At 67.2% G+C, this 22,172-nt stretch carries 17 protein-coding genes; 6 read left to right on the top strand and 11 right to left on the bottom strand.

Going from position 1 to position 22,172, the window contains the following annotated elements:
- Nucleotides 1–127: 127 nt before the first annotated feature.
- Nucleotides 128–1,291 carry a M20 aminoacylase family protein gene (locus ACEVQ6_RS04630; protein WP_374887725.1) on the top strand — a complete coding sequence of 388 codons (1,164 nt, stop codon included), beginning with the start codon at nucleotides 128–130 and terminating at the stop codon, nucleotides 1,289–1,291.
- A gap of 10 nt (nucleotides 1,292–1,301) precedes the next feature.
- Nucleotides 1,302–1,766: an Lrp/AsnC ligand binding domain-containing protein gene (locus ACEVQ6_RS04625; protein WP_374887724.1), complete on the top strand. Its 465-nt coding sequence runs from the start codon at nucleotides 1,302–1,304 to the stop codon at nucleotides 1,764–1,766.
- A gap of 51 nt (nucleotides 1,767–1,817) precedes the next feature.
- Here ACEVQ6_RS04625 and ACEVQ6_RS04620 read toward each other — a convergent pair whose 3' ends face one another.
- From ACEVQ6_RS04620 to ACEVQ6_RS04605, 4 genes are all read right to left on the bottom strand, one after another.
- Complete coding sequence (locus ACEVQ6_RS04620; RefSeq protein ID WP_374887723.1) at nucleotides 1,818–2,870, bottom strand: NAD(P)-dependent alcohol dehydrogenase; 1,053 nt, start codon at nucleotides 2,868–2,870, stop codon at nucleotides 1,818–1,820.
- 107 nt (nucleotides 2,871–2,977) lie between these two features.
- Complete coding sequence (locus tag ACEVQ6_RS04615; protein ID WP_374887722.1) at nucleotides 2,978–3,352, bottom strand: response regulator; 375 nt, start codon at nucleotides 3,350–3,352, stop codon at nucleotides 2,978–2,980.
- Nucleotides 3,345–4,877: a sensor histidine kinase gene (locus ACEVQ6_RS04610; protein ID WP_374887721.1), complete on the bottom strand. Its 1,533-nt coding sequence runs from the start codon at nucleotides 4,875–4,877 to the stop codon at nucleotides 3,345–3,347. Before ACEVQ6_RS04610 ends, ACEVQ6_RS04615 begins: the two co-directional genes overlap by 8 nt.
- Nucleotides 4,878–4,996: 119 nt before the next feature.
- Nucleotides 4,997–5,725, bottom strand: coding sequence for an outer membrane protein (locus ACEVQ6_RS04605; RefSeq protein WP_374887720.1), 729 nt, complete (start codon nucleotides 5,723–5,725; stop codon nucleotides 4,997–4,999).
- 393 nt (nucleotides 5,726–6,118) lie between these two features.
- Here ACEVQ6_RS04605 and ACEVQ6_RS04600 point away from each other — a divergent pair, with 393 nt between their 5' ends.
- Both ACEVQ6_RS04600 and ACEVQ6_RS04595 read left to right on the top strand, forming a co-directional pair.
- Nucleotides 6,119–7,453, top strand: a complete 1,335-nt coding sequence (locus ACEVQ6_RS04600) for an aminotransferase class I/II-fold pyridoxal phosphate-dependent enzyme (RefSeq protein ID WP_374887719.1) — start codon at nucleotides 6,119–6,121, stop codon at nucleotides 7,451–7,453.
- Nucleotides 7,454–7,677: 224 nt separating this feature from the next.
- The gene (locus tag ACEVQ6_RS04595) at nucleotides 7,678–8,325 is read left to right on the top strand and encodes an OmpW/AlkL family protein (protein ID WP_374887718.1); all 648 of its coding nucleotides are present in this window, start codon (nucleotides 7,678–7,680) and stop codon (nucleotides 8,323–8,325) included.
- Nucleotides 8,326–8,374: 49 nt separating this feature from the next.
- Here the strand turns inward: ACEVQ6_RS04595 and ACEVQ6_RS04590 are convergent, their stop codons facing one another.
- From ACEVQ6_RS04590 to ACEVQ6_RS04560, 7 genes are all read right to left on the bottom strand, one after another.
- Nucleotides 8,375–10,234, bottom strand: coding sequence for a putative bifunctional diguanylate cyclase/phosphodiesterase (locus tag ACEVQ6_RS04590; RefSeq protein ID WP_374887717.1), 1,860 nt, complete (start codon nucleotides 10,232–10,234; stop codon nucleotides 8,375–8,377).
- A 39-nt stretch (nucleotides 10,235–10,273) separates the two neighbouring features.
- Nucleotides 10,274–11,698, bottom strand: a complete 1,425-nt coding sequence (locus ACEVQ6_RS04585) for a sensor histidine kinase (protein WP_374887716.1) — start codon at nucleotides 11,696–11,698, stop codon at nucleotides 10,274–10,276.
- Between the two features lie 240 nt (nucleotides 11,699–11,938).
- Nucleotides 11,939–12,712: an SDR family NAD(P)-dependent oxidoreductase gene (locus ACEVQ6_RS04580; RefSeq protein ID WP_374887715.1), complete on the bottom strand. Its 774-nt coding sequence runs from the start codon at nucleotides 12,710–12,712 to the stop codon at nucleotides 11,939–11,941.
- Nucleotides 12,713–12,755: 43 nt separating this feature from the next.
- A complete protein-coding gene (locus ACEVQ6_RS04575) occupies nucleotides 12,756–13,427 on the bottom strand; it encodes a class II aldolase/adducin family protein (RefSeq protein WP_374887714.1) in 672 nt (223 codons plus the stop codon).
- 68 nt (nucleotides 13,428–13,495) lie between these two features.
- Nucleotides 13,496–14,269, bottom strand: a complete 774-nt coding sequence (locus ACEVQ6_RS04570) for a DeoR/GlpR family DNA-binding transcription regulator (protein ID WP_374887713.1) — start codon at nucleotides 14,267–14,269, stop codon at nucleotides 13,496–13,498.
- A complete protein-coding gene (locus ACEVQ6_RS04565) occupies nucleotides 14,256–15,734 on the bottom strand; it encodes a rhamnulokinase (protein WP_374887712.1) in 1,479 nt (492 codons plus the stop codon). Before ACEVQ6_RS04565 ends, ACEVQ6_RS04570 begins: the two co-directional genes overlap by 14 nt.
- A 105-nt stretch (nucleotides 15,735–15,839) precedes the next feature.
- Nucleotides 15,840–16,382 (bottom strand): Pycsar system effector family protein, encoded by a 543-nt coding sequence (locus ACEVQ6_RS04560; RefSeq protein WP_374887711.1) that lies wholly within the window; start codon nucleotides 16,380–16,382, stop codon nucleotides 15,840–15,842.
- 182 nt (nucleotides 16,383–16,564) lie between these two features.
- Between ACEVQ6_RS04560 and ACEVQ6_RS04555 the strand changes: the two genes are divergently transcribed.
- Both ACEVQ6_RS04555 and ACEVQ6_RS04550 read left to right on the top strand, forming a co-directional pair.
- The gene (locus ACEVQ6_RS04555; RefSeq protein WP_374887710.1) at nucleotides 16,565–20,212 is read left to right on the top strand and encodes a FecR domain-containing protein; all 3,648 of its coding nucleotides are present in this window, start codon (nucleotides 16,565–16,567) and stop codon (nucleotides 20,210–20,212) included.
- Entirely contained in the window at nucleotides 20,212–22,170 is a 1,959-nt protein-coding gene (locus tag ACEVQ6_RS04550) for a CHASE2 domain-containing protein (RefSeq protein WP_374887709.1), read from the top strand. Before ACEVQ6_RS04555 ends, ACEVQ6_RS04550 begins: the two co-directional genes overlap by 1 nt.
- Nucleotides 22,171–22,172 lie beyond the last annotated feature (2 nt).

The raw sequence follows: 22,172 nt of genomic DNA, 5'->3' as shown, positions 1-22,172 counted from the left end.
TTCGTCCTCGCATTCCGTCGCTTGCCTCGTCGCCCGCAGCTATTTAGCCTATATGGCAGGGGAATGGCAAAGACGATATCTGATCGCCATGCCGCCGCATCCTTGCGCCGAACACAGGACCTGAGACATGCCGATCTTGAACCGCGCCGCCGAACTCCAGAGCGAAGTCGCCGAGTGGCGCCGGCACCTGCACACCCGGCCCGAACTGCTGTTCGCCGTCGAGGATACCGCGGCTTTCGTCGCGGCGAAACTGACGGAATTCGGGGTTGACGAGATCGTGACCGGCATCGGCCGCACCGGCGTCGTCGGCATCATCCGCGGCAGCCGGGGCGCCGGCCGCACCATCGGGCTTCGCGCCGACATGGACGCGCTGCCGATGACGGAAACGACAGGCAAGGCCTGGGCCTCGACCGTTCCCGGCAAGATGCACGCCTGCGGCCATGACGGCCACACGGCCATGCTGCTCGGCGCGGCGAAGCATCTTGCCGAGACCCGCAACTTCGCCGGCAGCGTGGCTGTCATCTTCCAGCCGGCAGAGGAAGGCGGCGGCGGCGGCAACGAGATGGTGAAGGACGGCATGATGGAACGCTTCTCCATCGCCGAGGTCTACGGCATGCACAACATGCCCGGCATGCCGGTCGGCAGCTTCGGCACCCGCTCCGGCCCGATCATGGCCTCGACCGACGAGTTCTCCGTGACCATCAAGGGGCGCGGCGGCCATGCCGCCCAGCCGCACCGCACGATCGACCCGATCATGATCGGCGCGCAGGTGGTGACGAACCTGCAGACGATCGCCGCGCGCACCGTCGATCCGCTGTCGTCCATCGTCGTCTCGGTGACGAAGTTCAACGCCGGCTTCGCCCACAATGTCATTCCGGAACAGGCGGTGCTCGCCGGCACGGTCCGGACGCTGAAGACGGAGCTGCGGGCGCTGGCCGAGAGCCGCATCCGCGACATCGCCACGAACATTGCCGGCGCCTATGGCGCGGGCGCCGAGGTGCGTTACGTCCGCAACTACCCGGTGACGGTCAACCATGCCGCAGAAGCCGCCCATGCAGCGGACGCCGCGCGGGCGATCGCCGGCGAGGCGGCCGTCGACCCGGCGATCGAACCGATGATGGGCGGCGAGGATTTCTCCTACATGCTGCTGTCGCGCCCCGGCGCCTTCGTCTTCATCGGCAACGGCGACAGCGCCGGCCTGCACAATCCGAACTACGACTTCAACGACGAGGCGATCCCGCACGGCATCTCCTACTGGGTCAGGCTCGCGGAAATGCGGCTTGCGGCCTGAGAGCCGTCCGATGCAGGCCATCGACAAGATCGACCGGATGATCCTCTCCATCCTGCAGGGCGACGGCCGCATCACCAACCAGGATCTGGCGGCGCGGATCGGCCTGTCGCCGACAGCGACGAGCGAACGGCTGCGCCGCCTGCTGAAGGAGGGCTATGTCAGCGGCTTCGGCGCGCGGCTCGATCCGCACCGGCTCGGCTTCGGGCTGCTGGTCTTCATCGAGGTGATGCTGGACAAGACGACGCCGGACGTCTTCGACCGGTTCGCCGCCGCCGTGCGCCGCGCGCCCTCGGTGCTCGAATGCCACATGGTCGCCGGCGGCTTCGACTATCTGGTCAAGACGCGCTTCGAGGACATGGCCGCCTATCGCGCCTTCCTCGGCCAGGTGCTGTGGAACCTGCCGGGGGTCAAGGAAACCCGCACCTATGCGGTGATGGAAGAGATCAAGAACGACGGCCCGTTGCCGCTGCTCTGAACGACCGTCCGGGCACCGTCCAGCGGCACCCGGACGTTGATCACGCTGCGCTCACTCGGCGGCCAGCGTCGCGATGTCGATGACGAAGCGGTAGCGCACGTCGCTCTTCAGCACACGCTCATAGGCATCGTTGATATCGGCGGCCGAGATCAGCTCGATCTCGGCGACGATGTCGTGCTTGCCGCAGAAGTCGAGCATCTCCTGCGTCTCCTTGATCGAGCCGATGCTGGAGCCGGAAAGGCTGCGGCGGCCGGCGACGAGCGAGAAGGCGGCGATCGGGGCGGGATGCTCCGGCAGGCCGACCAGCACCATCGAGCCGTCGACCTTCAGCAGGTTGAGGTACTGGTTGAGGTCCATGCTCGAACCGACGGTCGAAATGATCAGGTCGAAGGAACCGCGCAGCGTCTCGAAGGTCTTCGGATCGTTGGTCGCGTAGTAATGCGTCGCACCGAGCTTCAGCCCGTCTTCCTTCTTCGACAGCGTCTGGCTGAGCACGGTGATCTCGGCACCGAGGGCCGCACCGAGCTTCACGCCCATATGGCCGAGGCCGCCCATGCCGACGATCGCCACCTTCTTGCCGGGGCCGGCCTTCCAGTGGGTCAGCGGCGAATAGAGCGTGACGCCGGCGCACAGCAACGGCGCGGCGGCGTCGAGCGGCAGGTTTTCCGGAATGGACAGGACATAGCCTTCCTTGACGACGATATGGTCGGAATAGCCGCCATAGGTCGGCGTCACGCGGTCCGCCTCGAAATGGTTGTAGGTGTAGACGATGTCGTCCGTCAGGTACTGCTCGATGTCGGGATCGCGCGTGGCGCAGCCGACGCAGGAATCGACGAAGCAGCCGACGCCGACATGGTCGCCGACCTTGAACTTCGTCACGTCCGCGCCGACAGCCGTGACGATGCCGGCGATCTCATGGCCGGGCACCATCGGGTAGTTCGAGTTCTTCCACTCGTTGCGCGCCTGGTGGATGTCGGAATGGCAGATGCCGGAATACTTGATGCTGATGACGACGTCGTCCGCATTCGGCTCGCGTCGCTCGAAGGTGAAGGGGGTCAGCGGCTTGGTCGCATCCGTCGCCGCATATCCTCGTGCCAGGGCCATGTCGTTCTCCTCGTTGAAACCCGCGGCACATTCGTCCAGTCGTATGACAGGGTCAAGCGGGAAGCGGGCGGCGGCGAAGAAAATGCGGAACGTACGTCAGGCGCGGCTCATCCGGCCGGCTGGCCGAGGCAGCCGTTGATCTTGCCGAGCAGGCGCTGGATGTCGACGGGCTTGGTGTCGAAGTCGGCGCAGCCGACGGCGAGGCTGCGCGCCCGGTCGCTCGACAGCGCATGCGCCGTCAGCGTGATGATCGGGATCGCGGCGGTGCGCGGGTCGGCCTTGATGATCGTCGTCGCCTCCCAGCCGTCCATCGCGCCGAGCGCCACGTCCATCAGGATGAGGTCGGGCGCCTCGGAGACGGCCATGGCGATGCCCGTCGGCCCGTCCACCGCCGCGACCACCGCGAAGCCATGGCGGGTGAGACGCCGCGTCAGCATGTCCCGGTTCATCTCGTTGTCTTCGACGATCAGGATTTTAGGCACGGGCGGCCACCCTTTCCCGGCCGCGCTGGCCGAAGGTCGTCTTTGCCACGGGACGGCGGAGGTCGCCCTGGGTCAGGCGAAGATCGTTGTCGGGGCGTGGCGGCCCCAGCGGATCGGCGACCGGCGCCGCCTTGCCGCCGACCGGGACCGTCAGGGTGAAGCAGCTGCCGACGCCCGGCCTGCTCTCGACCGCGACATCGCCGCCCATCAGGCGGCAGAGCTTGCGCGTCAGGGCAAGGCCGACGCCGGTCCCGCCATATTTGGTCGAGGTCTGGTCGTCGACGACGGCGAACTGCTCGAACAGCGAGGGCAGGTCGTTGGCGTCGATGCCGATGCCGGTGTCGCGCACGCGCACCTCGATCGCCTCGCCGACCGCGGTCGGCACCCGGACGCAGGAGACGGTGACGATGCCGTCCCGGGTGTACTTGATCGCATTCTCGACGATGTTGGCGACGGCATGCTGCATCTTCAGCGCGTCTCCGTTGATCGTTCCGGCCCCGGGACTGATCTCCAGCCGCAGGTCGTTGCCGTTCGACGCCGCGAAGGCGCGCAGGCCCTCGACAGCCGTCGAGACGACGGCGGCGACCGCATAGTCGTCGTTGTAGAGTTCCATGTGCCCCGCCTCGATCTTGGAGAGGTCGAGCACATTGTTGACGAGCTTCAGCAAATGATGGCCGGCGGCGTGGATCTTCTCGAGATCCGGCACGTCCTCGTCGTCGCCGCTGTCGGCGGCGTCCTCCATCAGCATCTGGCTGTAGCCGATGACGGCGTTGAGCGGCGTGCGCAATTCGTGGCTCATCTTGGCGAGGAACTCGGATTTCGCCTTGCCGGCACGCTCGGCGTCGATCGCCGCCTGCCTGAGGTCCACCGCCGTCGCCATCTGCTGGCGCATCACCGCCTCGAGTTCGCCCTGGGAAGCGAGCGCCTTGGCATAGTAGACGGCCATCATCGTCACATAGAGCGCGGCGGCAATCGTCGACACGAGGCCGAGCGCCTGCATCTCGGCGAGCGGCATGCCGTGCGGCTCGGGTGGCCGAAAGAAGAACAGGGAGAAGAAGCCGACGAGGTTGACCGCGAACATCGACAGGACCATCAGCCGGAGCCGCGCGGAATCGCCGACATAGAAGAAGGCGAGCAACGGGATCGTCAGCACCCAGGACAGCGTCGGCGACGTCACGCCGCCGTAGAAGTAGCAGCTCCACAGGATGCAGAAGATCAGGTTCTGGATCGAGACCAGCGCCAGCAGATTGTAGTGGCCGAACGTCTTCAGCAGCGGCGGGAAGATCCAGAAGCCGATGATCGACAGGGCGAGCACGACGATGTCCCAATGCGGATTGGGATCGAAGATGTAGAGCGCGATCGGCACCGTGCTGCCGATGAAGGGCCCAAGGAGATGGCTGATCAGGAACAGCCGCGCCTGTTTTCGCGCATCCTTGTCGGCGGCGATCTCGGCGGGAATGAACCAGTCGACCAGATGATCCAGCCGGTTCAAAACATTCGAAAGCTTCATCGTCAGGCCCGTCATGTCCACCCGCACCGCTCCACAACCCGGAACACGTGCAGACTGTAGCGCAGCCCCGTTTGAGATTGCGTTAACACATCAGGACCAGCGCGAAGCGTCGCCGGCGAGGCCGCGCCGCTGCTTCAGAACTTGTAGCTGATCGACAGGCGCAGCGCGTCGGACTTCGGCTCCTGCGTGCCCGTCAGGCCGGGAAAGGCGACCGTGGAGACGTTGGAGAACCGGTCGAACTCGGTGTGGCGGTATTCGAAGCCGGCGATCCAGTTGTCGGTGATGGCGTAGTCGACGCCCGCGCCGACGGTCCAGCCGCGATGGGTGTCGGAAAAGCTCTCGCGGGTGTTGGTCGGCACGAAAGTATAGGTGTTCTCGATCCGCGCGAAGGAGACGCCGCCGGTGCCGTAGATCAGCACCCGGTCCATCGCCAGACCCATGCGCACCCGCAGCGAGGCCTGCCAGTCATAGGTATCGTCGCCGCGGCCGAGATCCTCGATCCGGTCGATGAAGGTTCCCTTGATGCTGGTGCGCTCGATATCGGCCTCGAGGCCGTAGACGAAGGAGCCCTGCTCGAAGTTCACGCCGGCCTTGACGCCGCCGCTGATGCCGTCCGGGCTGTAGGCGAAGGTGACGTTGCGCGCCGCGCCGGTCGCGGTGATGTATTCCGAGGTCAGGTCGTCGTTCCAGTTGTAGCCGGCGACGCCGCCGACATAGAATCCCGACCAGGAGAAGCTCTCTCCGGCCGCCGCCGGCCCGGCCGCGCCGAGCATCAGGAGCGCGCCACCCACAAGCCAGGACGCCATCGACGGCCGCGACCGAAGCCGCGCGCCCGTGCCCACCAGATGCCGTTTGATCGCCATGACGTCACGCCCCTCGAACTTCCGAAACCGAGGGCAGAATATGGGTTTATGGTTAACAAATGCCTAAGGCGCCATCCCGCTTTGTCGCCGTTCCGATCCCGTTTCACGATGCGCGTACAACCGACGTGAAGCCCCGGACCGGCGGCTCCCGCGAGCGCCGGACGGCGCCGGTTGGGGCGGAGACCGACCTGCCTTCAGCGCAAACGCCAGGAAAACCGGGCAATCGGGAAGGCCGATCCTCCTGCTTTCGAGGCATCCTTCTAAGCGGTCCTTAAGCATGTCCCCGGACGGCACATGCAACTTAACGCCATTTTAAACGGGAAAACGAGAACCTGCCGAGGCGAAAAGCAAAAACACTGAAGACGGCATGGATCAAACAGGGGCAATACGACGATGGACAGCTTCAACCACAGAATACAGACCGCGCTCGGCGGCAGCATGCGCGATTTCCGCGTCCCCGGCGGCGCGGACCTGTCGCGGCGCGGCGACCAGTTCTTCGACTGGCAGAACAGCCGGCGTTCGAACGGGCTCTGGCCCTTCTCGCGCTCGACCGAAGCCGGCCCCGGCGCCGTGTGCCACGCCGCCGACGACCGCGGGCAGCCGATCCAAGGCGTGAATTTCGCCTCGCAGGACTATCTCAGCATGTCCGCCCATCCGGCGATCCGCGAACTGGCGATCGAGACCATCCGCGTCTACGGCGTCCACAGCGCCGGATCCTCGGCGCTCGTCGGCAACACGAACCTGTCGGTCGAACTGGAGCATCGCATCGCCGAGTTCCTCGGCATGGAGGAGGCGATCCTCTATCCGACCGGCTGGGCCGCCGGATACGGCGTGATCAAGGGGCTCGTCCGCTCCTCCGACCACGTGGTCATGGACATGCTGTCCCATGTCTGCCTGCAGGAAGGCGCGAATGCCGCAACCCGCAACATCTACCAGTTCCGCCATCTCGACGTCGAGCACTGCCGGCAGAAGCTCGCGACGATCCGCGCGCGCGACACGGAGAACGGCATCCTCGTCGTCACCGAGGGCCTGTTCTCGATGGACTCCGATACCCCGGACATCGCGGCGATGCAGGAACTCTGCCACGAATACGGCGCGACCCTCGTCGTCGACGTCGCCCATGACCTCGGTTGCCTCGGCGAGGACGGCCGCGGCCATATCGGCATCCAGAACATGATCGGCAAGGTCGATCTGGTCATGGGCAGCTTCTCGAAGACATTCGCCTCCAACGGCGGCTTCGTCGCCTGCCGCACACGGGCGCTGAAGGAATATCTCCGCTTCTTCAGCCCCTCCGCCACCTTCTCCAATGCGCTGTCGCCGGCCCAGGCCGCGATCGTGCTGCAGGCCTTCGAGATCATCGAATCCGACGAGGGCGCGGATCTTCGGCGCAGGCTGATGACCAACATCCTGTCGCTGCGCGCGAAGCTCGACGATGCCGGCCTCTCCTATTATGGCGACCCCTCGGCGATCGTCGCCGTCAAGATGGGGTCGGAGAGCCTCGCCCGGCTCGTCAGCCGCCGCCTGCCGGGCCTCGGCCTGCTGTCGAACCTGGTGGAGTTCCCCGCCGTTGCGAAGGGCGCCGCCCGCTTCCGCATGCAGGTGATGGCCGGCCATAGCGAGGCGAACATCGCCGCCGCGGTCGCCGCGATGCGCGAGGCGCTCGACGAGGCGAGGCTCGACCTCGACGACCTGAACGCGCCGGTCGAGGCGATCACCGCCGCCGCCTGACGCCCGCCGAAACCCCTGAAACCGAGGCCGCCGGCGCCCTTTGCGCCGGCGGTTTTCGTTCGGCCATCGCGCGCCGCAACCGCCTACACCCGGCGTTAACCATATTTCCACTTTTCCGTTGCATCGTGACGATCACGTTTCGGCAGAACCCGCGTCCGGGAGCGAGGCCGGGGATCTCCCCGCCGCCAGCGGATCACGGCAGCCACACGGAAGAGGAACAGGCAGTGAAATACGGTTCGATCGTCACTCTCCTTGCGGCCACCTGCGCGCTGGTGGCGACCTCCGCCCATGCGGAGGACGACAAGCGGTGGTTCCTGAAGTCGGGTCCGGCCGTGCTCATCCTGAACGAGGGCGCGGAGGTGAAGGCGGGGGGTGCGAAGGTTCCGGGCGGGACGATCTCGATCGACAACCACTACACCGCCGCCTTCGAACTCGGCTATTTCCTCACCGACAACATCGCCGTCTCCTTCACCGGCGGCTTCCCGCCGACCGTGGACATCAACGGCGCGGGCACGCTCTCGCCGACAGGAAAGCTCGGCGCCGTCACCTACGGTCCGACGGCGCTGACGGCCCAGTATCATTTCGACGAGATCGGCCGGTTCCGCCCCTATATCGGCGGCGGTCCGATGTTCATGTTCGTCTTCGACAACAAGGATGGCGCGCTGAACAAGCTGAAGGTCGATCCGGCGATCGGCGCGACGGTGCAGGCCGGCGTCGACATGAAGATCACCGACGACTGGGGCCTGTTCGTCGACGTGAAGAAGGCCTATCTGCGCACGGATTCGAGCGGGTCGCTCGGCGGCGCGCCGGTCAAGGCCGACGTCCGCCTTGACCCCCTGGTCATCAGCGCCGGTGTGTCCCTGAAATTCTGATCCGCCGAGGCCGGCCGGAGCGTTCCGGCGCGGCGCGATGCGGACCGCGTCAGTCGACGGAGGCCGGGAAGATGCCCGAGTGCCATTCGCCGAGCTGGTCGCCGGACATGACCGCGAGGACGTCGGGGATCTGGCTTGCCGGGATCGCCTTGCTGAACACCCAGCCCTGGACCTCGGCACAGCCCTCGCCGGCGAGATGGAGGAGCTGTTCCTGCGTCTCGACCCCCTCCGCCGTCGTCGCGATGCCGAAGCGGAAGCCGAGATTGGCGATGGCATGCACGATCGCCTCGCTTTCGTGGTTCTGCACCACGTCGCGGATGAAGGACTGGTCGATCTTGATCTTGTCGAAGCGGAAGCGGCGGAGATAGCCGAGGCTCGAATAGCCCGTGCCGAAGTCGTCCATCGCGATGCGGACGCCGAGATCGCGCAGCTGCCCGAGCGTCTCCATGTTCTTCTCGGTCTTCTCGAGGAGGACCGATTCGGTGATCTCCACCTCGAGGCGGTGCGGCTGCAGGCCGGACGACGCCAGCGCGCTGACCACGCTTCCCGTCACATTGCCGCGCATGAACTGGATCGGCGAGATGTTGACGGCGACGCGGATGTGGTCCGGCCAGCGGGCCGCCTCGATGCAGGCCTGGCGCAGAACCCAGTCGCCGAGCTGGAGGATCAGCCCGGTCTCCTCCGCCACCGGAATGAAGTCGGCCGGCGACATGATGCCCAGATCCGGATGGTTCCAGCGCAGCAGCGCCTCGAAGCCGCAGACGGTGTTGGTCTTCACCGCGATCAGCGGCTGGTAGTAAACCTCGTACTGGCCATGGACGAAGGCGTTGCGCATGTCGAGTTCGAGCACGCGGCGCGCCTGCGCCTTGGCGTCCATCTCCGGGTCGAAGATCCGGTAGGTGCCGCGTCCGTCCGATTTCGCCCGGTACATGGCGAGATCGGCATTCTTCAGGAGTTCCTCTGGCTCGTCCTCGCAGCGGCTGCTGACGACGACGCCGATGCTGGCGCCGACGGTGATCAGCTGTCCCTCGATGACCCGCTGGCGGCTGGCGATCTCGATCAGCTTGGAGGCGAGGCGGATGGCGCTGTCGGATCCACGGGCGCCGTGATGCAGGATGGCGAATTCGTCGCCGCCGAGACGGGCGATGCGGTCGTCCTCCCGCAGCGCGTTGCGGAAATCGGCGGCGACCGTCTTCAGCAGCAGATCGCCGATCGTGTGGCCGAGCGTGTCGTTGACGCTCTTGAAGCCGTCGAGGTCGATGAAGAGGACGGCGACCTCCTCGGCCACGCCGTTGAGGCGCGCCAGCGCGTTCTCCAGGTCCTCGCGGAACAGCAGCCGGTTGGCAAGCCCGGTCAGCGCGTCGTGAAAGGCGAGGTAGCGCGTCTCGGCTTCCGAGCGCTGGCGCTGCTCGATCTCGCCCTTGAGCTTCTGGTTGATCTCGACGAGCTTGGAGGTGCGCTCGCTGACGCGCTCCTCGAGCATCTGGTTGGCGCGCTTCAGCGCGTCGTTGGCGTGCTTGCGCTCGATCTGGATGTTGACACGCGCCAGCGCCACGGCGAAGTCGACCGGCTTCGTCACATAGTCGTTCGCCTTGAGATCGAGGGCCGAGACGATGTCCTCGCTCTGCGCCTTGGCGGTGACCATGATGATCGGCAGTTCGACGGGGGAGAATTTCTGCCGGATGCGCGTCAGCACCTCCATGCCATCGATGCCGGGCATCATCACGTCGAGCAGGACCGCATCGAAACGCTCGTTCTCCATCAGTTCGAGCGCCTTGAAGCCGTTGTCGGCCTCGATCACCTCGAAGCCGCGCCGCGCGAAGCGCCGGGCGAGGATGTAGCGATTGTCACCGATGTCGTCGACGACGAGCAGGCGCGGCCGCTCCTGCGCGCCCGGGGAAGCGAGCATGTTCAGATCTTCGGCTGTCTGGGTCATCAGGGTCATGGCTCAGCTTGCAAACTGGAGTGTGGACAATGGATCGGCGGCGTAGCGTTCGTCGGTGGCGGGCGCGGCATCCGGCGCGGCGGCGGGAATGCGCACGGTGAAGCTCGAGCCCTTGCCGAGCTCGCTGATCACGGTGATGCCGCCGCCCATCAACGTGCAGAGCTTCTGGCTGATGGCGAGGCCGAGGCCGGTTCCGCCGTATTTCCCGCCGTTTCCGCCCGTCACCTGCTGGAAATCCTGGAACAGCCGCGGCAGGTCGTCGGCCGGGATGCCGATCCCGGTGTCGCGCACCGTCATCTCGATCCAGTCGCTCGAGGCGATCTTCTGGCGCTTGACGATCAGCGTCACCGTGCCCTCGCGGGTGAACTTCGCGGCGTTGCTCAGGAGATTGACGACGACCTGGCGCAGCTTGGTCTGGTCGCCGACCATCGTTCCGATCCGCGCCGGGCGCTGCACGGAGAGCGTGTTCTTGTTCGATTCGACCAGCGGCTGGATCGTCGCCGTCACCTGCTCGCAGAAATCGTCGAGGCTGAACGGTTCGGCCTTCAGTTCGATCGTGTCGGACTCGATCTTCGACAGATCAAGCACGTCGGTCACCAGCGACAGGAGGTGCTTGCCGGCGGCGTTGATGCGGCGCAGGTCCTCCTGCTTCTGGGCGGTCGCGGTCGAGGGCTCGATCATTTCGAGGAGCAGTTCGCTGTAGCCGATGACGGCGTTCAGCGGCGTGCGGAATTCGTGGCTCATCTTGGCGAGGAAGATCGACTTCGAATGGTTGGCGCTCTCGGCGCGCTTCTTCGCCTCGCGCAGTTTCTCCGCCGTCTGGCGATGCAGCTCCGTCTCGCGCTCGACGGTGGAGCGCATCGACATGATGTTGGAATAGTAGATCGCCATCCAGGACATGTAGAGCGTCGCCGAGAGGATCGAGATCCAGCCGACGCTCGACAGGCGCGACAGCGGCACGATCTCCGGGAAGCCGAAGGCGAGATAGGCGGCGATGAAGCCGGCGAAGTTGCAGGCAAAGAGCACCATGATCACCAGCGGGCGATCGTTCAGGTAGAAGAAGCCGAGCAGCAGCGCGACGATCAGCCAGGGCAGGAAGGGCGAGCTGACGCCGCCATAGAAGAAGGTACCGAACAGCGAGGTGAAGGTCAGCAGTTCGACCGAGAGGATCGCGCTCAGATGCAGGTCGTTGGTGAGCTTCAGAACGAAGGGAAGCGTCCAGAACAGCCAGATCGAGACGATGATCGTCCAGCATTCGATCCCCGGATCCGGGTCCGTGCGGTAGAGATAGATGACGATCGCCTGGCCGAGGAACGGGCCGAAGAGATGCGTGAACACGAAGTTGCGCGCAACGCTCAGATCCGATCGCTCCAGAACGGCGGCGTTCAGAATGAAGGAGTCGATGAGTTTCAATGCCTGGTTCAGCATGGGCCGCGCGGCTTCCGGTGGGTCATGAGCGCTCCTCGCGCAGCCTTGGTCTACATCATCCTTTCCTTACTTTCGGTAAAATGGCCAAATTGGACCAACGCCGCCGTGCATATGGTTGCAAAAGTCCTAAGACGGACGGCAGGGTTTCGCGGCTTTCGCCGGGGTTTGGCGGCTGAAAACGATGCGGGCCCGAGGCGCATCGCCCGGGCCCGCTGCCGCTCTCCTTTAAAAAACCGTGACCTACCAGCAGGTGAAGCCGGCATCGGCGACGACCGTCGTTCCGGTCATCAGGCTCGAGGCGTCGCTGGCGAGGAAATGCACGACCGAGGCGATCTCGTCCGGCTTGCCGAGCCGGTGCATCGGCGTGTCGCGCAGCCAGACGTCGATCATGCCGTCATTGTCGTGGCGGTACATGGTCATCGCCGTCTCGATATAGGTCGGCGCCACCGCATTGACGCGCACGCCGCGGTCGGCCCATTCGGCGGCGAGCGACGAGGTCATCTGGTGCACCGCCGCCTTCGAAGCATTGTAGTAGGTCTGCTTCTGCGGCCTGTTGGAGATCAACCCAGACATCGAGCCGATATTGACGATCGAGCCCGATCCCGCCTTCAGCATGGGACGGGCGAAGGCGCGGTTGCACCAGAACACGCCGTTGTAGTTGACGTCGTTGACGTTCAGCCAGTGCTCGTCGGTGACGTCCTCGGCCGCGACCCCGGAACGGGCGATGCCGGCATTGGCGACGAGAATGTCGACCCGGCCATAGGTCGCGACGACCCAGTCGGCCAGCGCATCGACCTCGGCCGACTTCGTCACGTCCACCGCGCGCGTCGCCGTGTCGTATCCCTTGGAAAGCATCGCCTGCCGGCCTTCCCCGGCGATCGCCGCGTCGATATCGGCGATGATAACCGTCGCCCCATGCTCCGCCAAAGCCTCGACGCAGCAGAGGCCGATGCCGCGCCCGCCGCCGGTGACGACGGCGATGCGACCGTCCAGCCTGAATTTTCCGCCATACATGCCGTTTCTCCTCCCTGGATTTCCGTGATTTTCCGCAGGACGCTCAATCGATGAACGGATGGCGGCCCGGCTGGTTGAAATGCCGGCGGCGGACGTCGAGCAGTTTCTCGATCTGCTCCGCGTTGAATTCCTTCGCGCCGCCATAGCCGGCGGCGAGGTAGACGACCTTGGCGTAGTAATCGAGCGCTTCCATCTTGAAATAGGCGCTCATCAGGTCGTGGCCGTAGGTCAGCGCGCCATGGTTCTCGAGGAGCAGCGCATCGTGGCGGGCGAGATAGGGCGTGATCGACGCGGCGAGTTCCGGAGAGGACGGCTGGCCGTAGGGCGTCAGCGGCACCTCGCCGAGGAACATCGTCGATTCGGGCATGATCTGCGCCGTCAGCGGCTTGCCGCAGATCGCATGCACCGTCGCATAGAGCGGATGGGCATGGACGACCGCGCGCACGTCGTCGCGGTGGTCGTAGACGCAGAGATGCATGCCCATCTCCGAGGACGGCTTGTAGCGGTGCCCGGCGAGGAGCCGGCCCGCGCGGTCGACATGGCAGATCATGTCCGGCGTCATGAAGCCCTTCGACACGCCGCTCGGCGTGCACAGCAGCGTGCCGTCGTCGAGCAGCACGGAGATGTTCCCGTCATTGGCGGCGCCCATCTCGCGCTTGTAGGCGCGCCGGCCGAGTTCGCAGATCAGTTCCCGCAGCGCATTGAGATCCTGCATGGTCCATCCTTTTTGTTTCGGACCGGGAAATAACAGGAAATCAGACAAAAATCAACAAAAACAGAAATTCAGACATCGCCGTCTTCGGCCACCCGCAGACGTGCCCCGGCGCGCGCCAAGAGCGACGGCCAGTCGCCGCCCGGCATGCGGTCGGTCAGGACGACGTCGATGCGGTCGAGACCGCAGACCCGGGTCAGCGCCGATCCGCCGAACTTGTCGCCGTCGACGAGCAGGCACACCTTGCGCGCCGCGCCGATGAAGGCGCGCTTCACCTCGGCATCGGCAAGGCTCGCATCGAGCACGCCGCCGTCGCGCGCGAGCGCCTTGCAGCTGATCAGCGCGACATCGGCGCTGAACTGGCCGATGGCGCCGGTGGCGAGCGGCCCGACGAAGGTCATAGACTGGCGGCGCAGTTCGCCGCCGACCGACATGATCGGATGGGCGGTGACGGTCGGCTCGGCGACGATGCGGACGGAATTGGTGACGAGCGTCAGGTCGCGGAAGCGGGCGAGGAGCGGCAGGACCTCGTAGGCGGTCGAGGAGGAATCGACCATCACCGCGTCGCCCTCGGCGATCTCGGCGACCGCGAGGGCGGCGATGGCGCGCTTGGCGGCGATGTTGGTCGTCTGCCGCAAGGGATAAGGCAGGTCCTCGGTCTCCCGCGCCCGGGCGACGGCGCCGCCATGGGTTCGGCTCAGCAGCCCCTCGCGGTCGAGACCCTGGAGGTCGCGCCGGATCGTCTCCTCGGTGACGCCGAAGGCCAGGCTGAGGTCGGCGACGGTGACGCTGCCGTCACGGTCGACGCGCGCGAGGATCTTCTGCCTGCGTTCAATGGCCAGCATAGGGGCGTGTCGTCCAGGATCGCGTCATCGGGTCATAGTCGCGGAAAGGAAGCGAGCGCTGCACGAGGTCACGCCCTTCGGCAAGATCGGCGATCGCGCCGATGCCGATCAGTTGCAGGAGGGCATTGCCGCAGACGCTCGCCTCCACCGGCCCGATGCTCACGGGAACCGAAAGCGCCGAGGCGATCATGCCGCAGAGCACCTCGTCATGTGCGCCGCCGCCGCAGATCTGCAGCGACCGGATCGGCGCGCCGTGATGGCGTTCGAGCGCATCGAACGCTGCGACCGCATCGGCGGCAAGGCCGCGATAGACGGCAAGCGCGAGACGGCCGAGATCCGCGTCGGCCGCAAGTCCCCTCTCCTCGAGATCGGCGATGACCGTCGCCGCCATGTCGTCCGGATCGAAATAACGCGGATCAGCGGGATCGATGGCGATGGTGGGATCGACGCCTGCCGCCGCCGCGATGCGCCCGGCGAGATCGGCGAAGGCCACGGCCTCGCCGGTGCGCAGCCGCCACGCCTCGAGAAGCCGGCGCAAAAGATGCAGCCCGTTGAGGCTGCGGATCAGGCAGAGCCTGTCCTCGACGCCGCCCTCATTGCCGAAGCCGTCGCGCCGCGCCGCCTCCGTCAACACCGGCGCGACCCGTTCGACGCCGATCAGCGACCACGAGCCGCAGATGAGGAAGGCCCGGTCCGGGCCGGGCGGAAGTGCTGCGACCGCGCTCGCCGTGTCGTGGCCGGCCACCGCCACGACCGGCACGGGCGGCCAGACAAGCGCATCGGCAAGAGCGGGACGCAGCGGTCCGCAGACCGTTCCGGGCGTGAGCAGCGGCGGCAGGAGATGACCCGGCAGGCCCGCCTCGGCCAGGAGCGTCGCGCTCCATTCGCCGGTCCGGATATCGAGAAGGCCGGAGGTGCGCGCGAGCGTGCGCTCCCCGCTGACGCTGCCGGTCAGGTGGTGGTTGACGGCATCGGCGATCATCAGCAGCGCGGATGCACGTGCGATCCGCTCCGGCGCAGACGCGCATTCGTCTAAAAGCTGGTAGAGCGTCTTCAGCGGCAGCGACTGGGCGCCGGTCTCCTCGAAGAGCCGCTGTTCGGGGATCGGGAACGCGGCGTGGCCCCGCATCGAGCGCGGATGGCGGTAATGGAAGGGATCGCCGAGCGGCCGGCCCTGCCGATCGATGAGCAGGTAGTCCAACCCCCAGCCGTCGACGCCGATCGCATCGACCGGACCGCCGCATTCGGCGGCCCGTGCCAGCCCCGTCTCGATCTCGGCGAAGAGGCGCGCGATATCCCAGTGCGGCCCGTCGGGCAGCCGGCGCTCGATGCCGGAAAAGCGGTGGATCTCCTCGAAGTCGAGCCGGATGCCATCGAAGCGGCAGAGCACGGCTCGGCCGCTGCCCGCCCCCAGATCGAAGACGAGGCAGCGCACCGCCGTTCCCTTCGCCGTCATCTTCACCATGCCCTGCTCCTTCCGCGCGCATCAGCATTGCCCGAAGCGGCGGGTGGCGACAAGATGGAGACGCCTGATTTTCTTCGTTTCTGCCCGAAAGTCTTTGATGATGCCTTAGACCGCGACCAGCAGCGCGACATAGGCGAGGACGGTCACGATCAGGCCGCGAAAGGCGAGCGTGACGAAGCGGTATTTCGCCCGGGAGATCGCCGCCAGCGTGTCGGCGTTCTGCAGGTACTCGTTGAAGAGATAGGCGGGGTCGCGCCGCTCGGCCGCCGCCTTGAGGATGTCGCGGTGGCGCGTCCAGGTCCCCCAGAACAGCGAGGTCGAGGTCGGGAAGCGGCGGGGCAGCACGACGATGATGGCGCAGAGCAGCGAATAGACGGCGCTGGCGCCGAGCGCGAGCGAGCAGAGGATCGCGCCCACGTCCCCGTCCGTGTAGCGCTGCCAGGTGAAGACGCCGCGCACGTCCTCCGAACTGATCAGGAAGGCGAGGATGAAGGTGAAGATGTAGGCGGCCTTCTGGTCGCTGATCTTCACCTGGTCGTAGAAGATGTCGTTGATCTTGCGCACATGGTCGAAATAGTCGCGATCGATGTCGCCGTCCGACGCTCCGGTCTCGGCGAGTTCGGGGGAGGAAAGATCGAAATCCGACATGCGTGACATCCTTCAGCCAGTCGCGCGCCGCCCCGTCTTGCGCAACGCCGGCCGCACCGCGCCCTCCGGCACGAATCCAAGAGGGCAAGTCCGGCCCAGATGCCCTGACCGCTTGACATTTTTCAAGCCGAAATCCACAGATCGGCGCGAGGCAGCGGGCAGGTCGACCGATGAAATTTCCAATGGCCGTGGCGATTGTCGCCGGCGCGGCGACACTCCCGCTTGATCCGGCAGTGGCGGAGCCCGTCGCGCGCGGAGGCGAACGGGCGGGCGCGGTGATCGCCCGCAAGGCCGGCGAGGAGATCCGTTTCGTCGAGGTCGACGGCTGGCGCTATGTCGATCTCGACCAGGCGCTGGCGACCGGCGACGTGCTGCGCACCAATGCGACCGGGCAGCTCGCCGTGCTGTTTTCCGACCGCACCCAGGTCCGCCTCGGCCGCAACACCTCGCTCATCGTCAAGAAGATGGAGACGTCGGGCGACAGCGGCCTCGCGCTTGAGAGCGGCACGATCTGGGCGCGGGCCGAACGCGGCGGCACCGGCGTGACCATCGATACGCCGGCGGCGACCGCGGCCGTGCGCGGCACCGACTGGACGCTTTCGGTCGACGCAAAGGGCCAGACATCTCTTCTCGTCCTCGACGGTTCGGTGGAACTCGCCAACGGAAAGGGCCGCGTCACCGTCGGGCGCGGCGAGGGTGCGATCGCCGGCATTGGCCAGGCGCCGCGCAAGATCGTTATCGCCGATCCGAAGGATCGCGAGCAGATGCTCTTCTATCTGTCGCTGCGCGACGTCTATCGCTGGATGCCGTCCTCGCCCTTGTCGGCAAGGAGCCTGATCGCCGAGGAGAGCCGCATCGGCGCACTGCCGGAGGCGGGGCGCAGCGGCGCGGACTGGCTGACGCTCGCCGAGGCGGCGCTGGAGTTGCGCGGCCGCGCGCCCGCCGCAGCGGCTCTTGCGCGCGCCGAGGCCGCCGGCCTGTCCGCCTCGGAGGCGGCACGCGCCGACCTCGTGCGCGCGATCCTCGCCGGCGCGGAAGGGCGCCATGGCGAGGCCGCGACCCTCTTTGCCCGGGCGGAACCGCGCCTCGACGCGAAGCGCCGCGCGATCGCGGCCTATGGCGGCTATTTCTCCCGCAGCCTCGCCGATCCGAACCGCAGCGAGGCGCCGCCCCGGATGGAGGATGGCCCCTTCGGCGCCTTCGCCGACGCCTTCATCGCCGGCATGGTCGAGGGCATTCCGGCCGCCTTCGCCAGGGTCGAGGCGGCGGAAAGGCGATACCCCTCCGATCCGACCCTGCCGGCCGCCCGCGCGCAGCTGGCGCTTTTCCTCGGCGACCGCGAGGCCGCGCGCGCCGGCATCGACCGTTCCATGGCGCTGGAGCCGGGCAACGTCGCGGGCCTCGAGGCGCGCGCCCATTTCCGCTCGAGCTTCGAGGGCGACCTCGATGGCGCGCTTGCCGATGTCGACGCGGCGCTGGCGATCATGCCGGGTTCGACGACGCTCTGGGACCTGCGCGGCCACATCCTCTCCGGCCTCGACGCGACGCGCGAGGCGGAGCGCGCCTTCCGCCGCGCGATCGAACTGCAGCCGGAGGACGCCGTCTCGCGCGCCAACCTCGCCATTCTGCTGCTCGACGAGAACCGCGTGGCGGAGGCCAAGGAGGAGATCGACCGCGCGCTGGCGCTCGACCCCGGCTACGATCTGACGCTGATCGCGCGCGGCCGCTACCACATGCAGGTCGGCGACCGGGAGAAGGCGCTCGAGGACCTGCTCGCCGGCTCCGTCGCCAATCCGGGCGTCGCGGCGGGCCAGACCATGCTGGCGGCGGCGCATTTCGAACGGCGCGAGCGCGTCGCCGCGATCCAGGCGCTCGACAATGCCGACCGGCTCGATCCCGAGGACGCCTCGATCGCGGCCCTTCGCACCAGCATGGCGATCGACGCCTATGATTCCGAAACGGCGATGGCAAGCGCCCGCGCCTTCCTCAAGCGGTCGCGCGCCAAGGGCGGCCGCCATGCAGCGCTCAGCGGCAACCAGGCCGCCGGCTCCTCGCTCAACGCCGCCTTCCGGCTGCAGGGGCTGGACGCCTGGGGGCAATATTACGGCGACGCCGTCTTCAATCCCTTCTCCGGCAGCAGCTATCTCGACCAGACGATCCGCGGCAGCGTCGATCCCTTCGCCACCAGCGCCACCTACGGCGCAAACGCCACCGACTTCACCCAGAACAGCCTGACCTTCTCGGCCCTCGTACAGGGGCTGATGCTGGAGCCGCACATGCTGGCGGGACGGACGAAGACGCCGGCGGTGGTGCAGAGCCCGTTCCTCGAGGGCGCGCTCGGCGGCGGCTTCACGCGCACCGGCCACGACTGGGGCTGGACCAGCGAGGCCGAGCTTCAGGGCTACACCAACGCGCCCTTCCCGATCAGCGCCTATGGCCAGCTCGTCTGGGAATCGACGCCGGACCTGCGCGAACTGAACGGCATCCTCGGCGCCTTCGCCACCGAGACCGAGATCAAGAGCGGCACCGCCTACCTGACGGCGAACCCGACGCCCGACGATCGCGTCGTCGCCTATGCCAGCCGCGCCCGAAGCGACGACCAGTTCGAACTCGCCTTTCTCGACCCGGCGAGCGGCGCCGTGGTCAATTACTACCGCAACAAGATCGACGAGGGCACCAATGCCGGCATCGGCTGGAGCCACAGCTTCGACCATCGCAGCATCGTCAACGCCGCGCTCTTCTATTCCGGCATCGACGCGCAGAGCGGCGAGGCCATCACCGCCGACGGCGTCCTGACGGGCCTGATCGGCAGCCAGGCGGCACAGAAGAGCCGGATCGCCGCGGTCAACCATCTCTACGGCAGCGGCGACCTCACCTGGCGCTACGGCATCGAAGGCGGGACGATCGACATCAAGACGCAGGATCGCACCGTCACCGACGTCATCGAAGAGACCAACAGCTACGCCGATGCCCGCCCATTGGCGCGCGCCTATGCCGACGCGCTCTACGAGATCTCGCCGACGCTCAAGGCGGAAGGAGCCCTGTTCTACGGCTATCTCGGCGGCGACGCGGATGTCTCGCGCCTCGAGCCCCGGCTCGGCCTTGCCTGGGCGCCCGCGGACGGCCAGTGGCTGCGGGCCGCCTATCTGCGCGAGGGCCTCGACCTCAGCCTGCCCACGCTGTCGCCGATCGGCATCGTCGGCATCCAGTCCAACCAGCGCCCGCTTTCGCCGATCGGCTATTCCGACACGCTGGCGCTGCGCTGGGAGGCGGAATGGAGCGACCGGCTGTTCACCGCCGTCGACGTCCAGCACCAGACGCTGAACGACCTCTCGATCGCCATCCCTTTAAGCGCCGACACGATCGATCTTGCGGAAGGGCGGATCGACCGCGTCGGCACCACCGCCAATCTGGCGCTCGGCCACGGTTTCGGCCTGTCGGGCACGGCGAGCTACACGGCCTCGGAAGATCTCGACCCGGCAAGCGCCGGCTCCGGCAGGCCCCTGCCCTACCTGCCCGAATGGGCGGGGCAGGTCGCCGTCACCTTCGTCAGCCAGGCGAACCTCAAGGCCCAGCTCGCCGCCAACTACACCGGTACGCGCGAGAGCGAGGCGGGAACCGCCGATCTGACGACCGGGCTCGTCCCGCCGCCGGCGGCGCGCCTCGGCGGCTACTGGACCCTCGACGCCGCCCTGACCTGGGAGCCGCTCGACAAGGCGGTCGCCTTCAACCTTGAGGCCTACAATCTGCTGGATGAGGAATTCGAGGTCGCCCCGAATGTCCCCGGCTGGGGCCGTGCCTTCAAGGCGTCGGTCAAGGTCCGCTTCTGATGGCGACGCCGGCGTCGGCGAAACCGGGTGGGGGCAGCCGCCGGCGCAGCGTCGAGCTCGCGCTCCTGTCGGCGCTGGTCGCGCTGACGCTTTCCGCCCTGTCGTTGACCGCGCCGGTCGCGCTTGTCGACCTGCGCGCCTTCGACCTTCTGTCGACGCTCGATCCGCCGGCGCCCGACAGCCGCAGCCCGGTGATCGTCGCCATCGACGAGCCCTCCTTCGCCGACATCCAGAGCCAGTGGCCCTGGCCGCGCGCGCTGCATGCCCGGCTGATCGAGGAAGTGCGCGCGGCCGGGGCACGGGCGATCGGTCTCGACATCATCTTCGCCGAACCCGCCGCCGATCCCGGAAACGACGACGCGCTCGAGGCCGCGCTCGGTCCGGACGTGGTCCTTGCCGGCGACGAGACGCTGATCACCACCCCTCAGGCCGACCAGCTCGTGCGCACCGAGCCGCTGGCGCGCTTCACCGCCGCCGGCGCCCGCGCCGGCATCGCCTCGGTCGCGCTCGACGGCGACGGCACGCTGCGTGCCCTGCCCGCCCGCGAGGACGGCTTCGCCCGAAGCCTCGCGGCGGCGGCCGGACGCGACGCCGCCCCGCCGCGCGAGGACATGCTGATCCAGACGATGGGTCCCGCCCGCACCTTCCAGACCGTCTCCTACTACCAGGCGCTCGACGCGCGCCGCATGCTGCCGGAGGGTTTTTTCCGTGACCGCGTCGTGATGGTCGGCTTCAGCCTCCAGGCGGCCCCGACGCTCGATGCCGGCGGCGCGGATGCCTTTCCGACCTCCTTCACCCTAAGGACGGGCCGCCTGGTGGCGGGCGTCGAGGTCCATGCCGCGATCTACGACAACCTTACCCGCGACCTCGCCGTCCACCGGGCAGGGCCCGCGACCGCCGTCGCAGTGATCGTCATCGCCGCGCTGGCCGCCGCGGCGTCCGTTTTCGGGGGAATCGGCTGGAAGACGCCGCTGGTCGCGCTGGCCGCTCTCATCCTGATCGTGCTCGCGGCCTGGGCAACGCTCCGCTTCGGCCGGGTCTTCGTCTCGCCGGTCGGCGGCAGTGTCGCCTTTCTCGCCGTCATCGCCGGCCAGGCCGCCTTCGACTATGCCGGCGAGCGCCGCTCGCGCCGGCAGATCACCCGTGCCTTTTCGCAATATCTCTCGCCGGCGCTGGTCGAGCGGCTGGCGAGCGATCCCTCAAGGCTGAAGCTCGGCGGCGAGCGGCGCACGCTGTCCATCCTTTTCAGCGACGTGCGCGGCTTCACGACGATCTCCGAGCGGCTGAAGGACGACCCCGAGCAGCTGACGACGCTGATGAACCGGCTGCTGACGCCGCTCTCCGAGGTCGTGCTCCGCCATGGCGGCACGATCGACAAATATATCGGCGACTGCATCATGGCCTTCTGGAACGCGCCGCTCGACGATCCGGACCATGCACAGAACGCCGTCCTCGCCGCGCTCGACATGCTGGCCGCGATCGAGCGGCTGAACGATGCGCTCAAGGCCGAGGCGACGGAAGCCGGCGCGGCGCCGGTGGCGCTGGCGATCGGCGTCGGCATCAACACGGGCGACTGCGTCGTCGGCAACATGGGGTCGCTGCAGCGCTTCGACTATTCCGTGCTCGGCGACACGGTCAACCTCGCCGCAAGGCTCGAAGGCCAGTCGAAAGCCTATGGCGTGCCGCTTCTGATCGGCGAGGCGACGGCGCGCGCCCTCTCGGCACCGCTCGTGGCTTTCGAACTCGACCGCGTTACGGTCAAGGGCAAGACCATCGCCGTGCCGGTCTACACGGTGCTCAGCGATCCTCCGGCCGAAGCCGTCGCCCTGCACCAGGCGGTGGTGGCGGAGAGGTTCTCGGGAACGCTCGCAGCAGGCGACACACGCCTTGCCGCGCTCGCCGCCCATCTTCCGGCTCTCGCGCCCTATTACCGGACGCTCCCCGCCGGCAGCGACTGACG

The sequence above is a fragment of the Ensifer soli genome, assembly GCF_041928815.1.
Taxonomy (GTDB): domain Bacteria; phylum Pseudomonadota; class Alphaproteobacteria; order Rhizobiales; family Rhizobiaceae; genus JBHFEI01.
Note: the sequence above shows the minus strand (reverse complement) of the source record. Positions and strands in the feature narration are given on the sequence as shown.

What these genes read in the sequence shown, in the direction of transcription:
- ACEVQ6_RS04630 (WP_374887725.1), top strand. Translation starts at nt 128, where the DNA reads ATGCCGATCTTGAACCGCGCCGCCGAACTCCAGAGCGAAGTCGCCGAG.
- ACEVQ6_RS04625 (WP_374887724.1), top strand. Translation starts at nt 1,302, where the DNA reads ATGCAGGCCATCGACAAGATCGACCGGATGATCCTCTCCATCCTGCAG.
- ACEVQ6_RS04620 (WP_374887723.1), bottom strand. Translation starts at nt 2,870, where the DNA reads ATGGCCCTGGCACGAGGATATGCGGCGACGGATGCGACCAAGCCGCTG.
- ACEVQ6_RS04610 (WP_374887721.1), bottom strand. Translation starts at nt 4,877, where the DNA reads ATGACGGGCCTGACGATGAAGCTTTCGAATGTTTTGAACCGGCTGGAT.
- ACEVQ6_RS04605 (WP_374887720.1), bottom strand. Translation starts at nt 5,725, where the DNA reads ATGGCGATCAAACGGCATCTGGTGGGCACGGGCGCGCGGCTTCGGTCG.
- ACEVQ6_RS04600 (WP_374887719.1), top strand. Translation starts at nt 6,119, where the DNA reads ATGGACAGCTTCAACCACAGAATACAGACCGCGCTCGGCGGCAGCATG.
- ACEVQ6_RS04590 (WP_374887717.1), bottom strand. Translation starts at nt 10,234, where the DNA reads ATGCTCGCTTCCCCGGGCGCGCAGGAGCGGCCGCGCCTGCTCGTCGTC.
- ACEVQ6_RS04585 (WP_374887716.1), bottom strand. Translation starts at nt 11,698, where the DNA reads ATGCTGAACCAGGCATTGAAACTCATCGACTCCTTCATTCTGAACGCC.
- ACEVQ6_RS04580 (WP_374887715.1), bottom strand. Translation starts at nt 12,712, where the DNA reads ATGTATGGCGGAAAATTCAGGCTGGACGGTCGCATCGCCGTCGTCACC.
- ACEVQ6_RS04575 (WP_374887714.1), bottom strand. Translation starts at nt 13,427, where the DNA reads ATGCAGGATCTCAATGCGCTGCGGGAACTGATCTGCGAACTCGGCCGG.
- ACEVQ6_RS04570 (WP_374887713.1), bottom strand. Translation starts at nt 14,269, where the DNA reads ATGCTGGCCATTGAACGCAGGCAGAAGATCCTCGCGCGCGTCGACCGT.
- ACEVQ6_RS04565 (WP_374887712.1), bottom strand. Translation starts at nt 15,734, where the DNA reads ATGGTGAAGATGACGGCGAAGGGAACGGCGGTGCGCTGCCTCGTCTTC.
- ACEVQ6_RS04560 (WP_374887711.1), bottom strand. Translation starts at nt 16,382, where the DNA reads ATGTCGGATTTCGATCTTTCCTCCCCCGAACTCGCCGAGACCGGAGCG.
- ACEVQ6_RS04555 (WP_374887710.1), top strand. Translation starts at nt 16,565, where the DNA reads ATGGCCGTGGCGATTGTCGCCGGCGCGGCGACACTCCCGCTTGATCCG.
- ACEVQ6_RS04550 (WP_374887709.1), top strand. Translation starts at nt 20,212, where the DNA reads ATGGCGACGCCGGCGTCGGCGAAACCGGGTGGGGGCAGCCGCCGGCGC.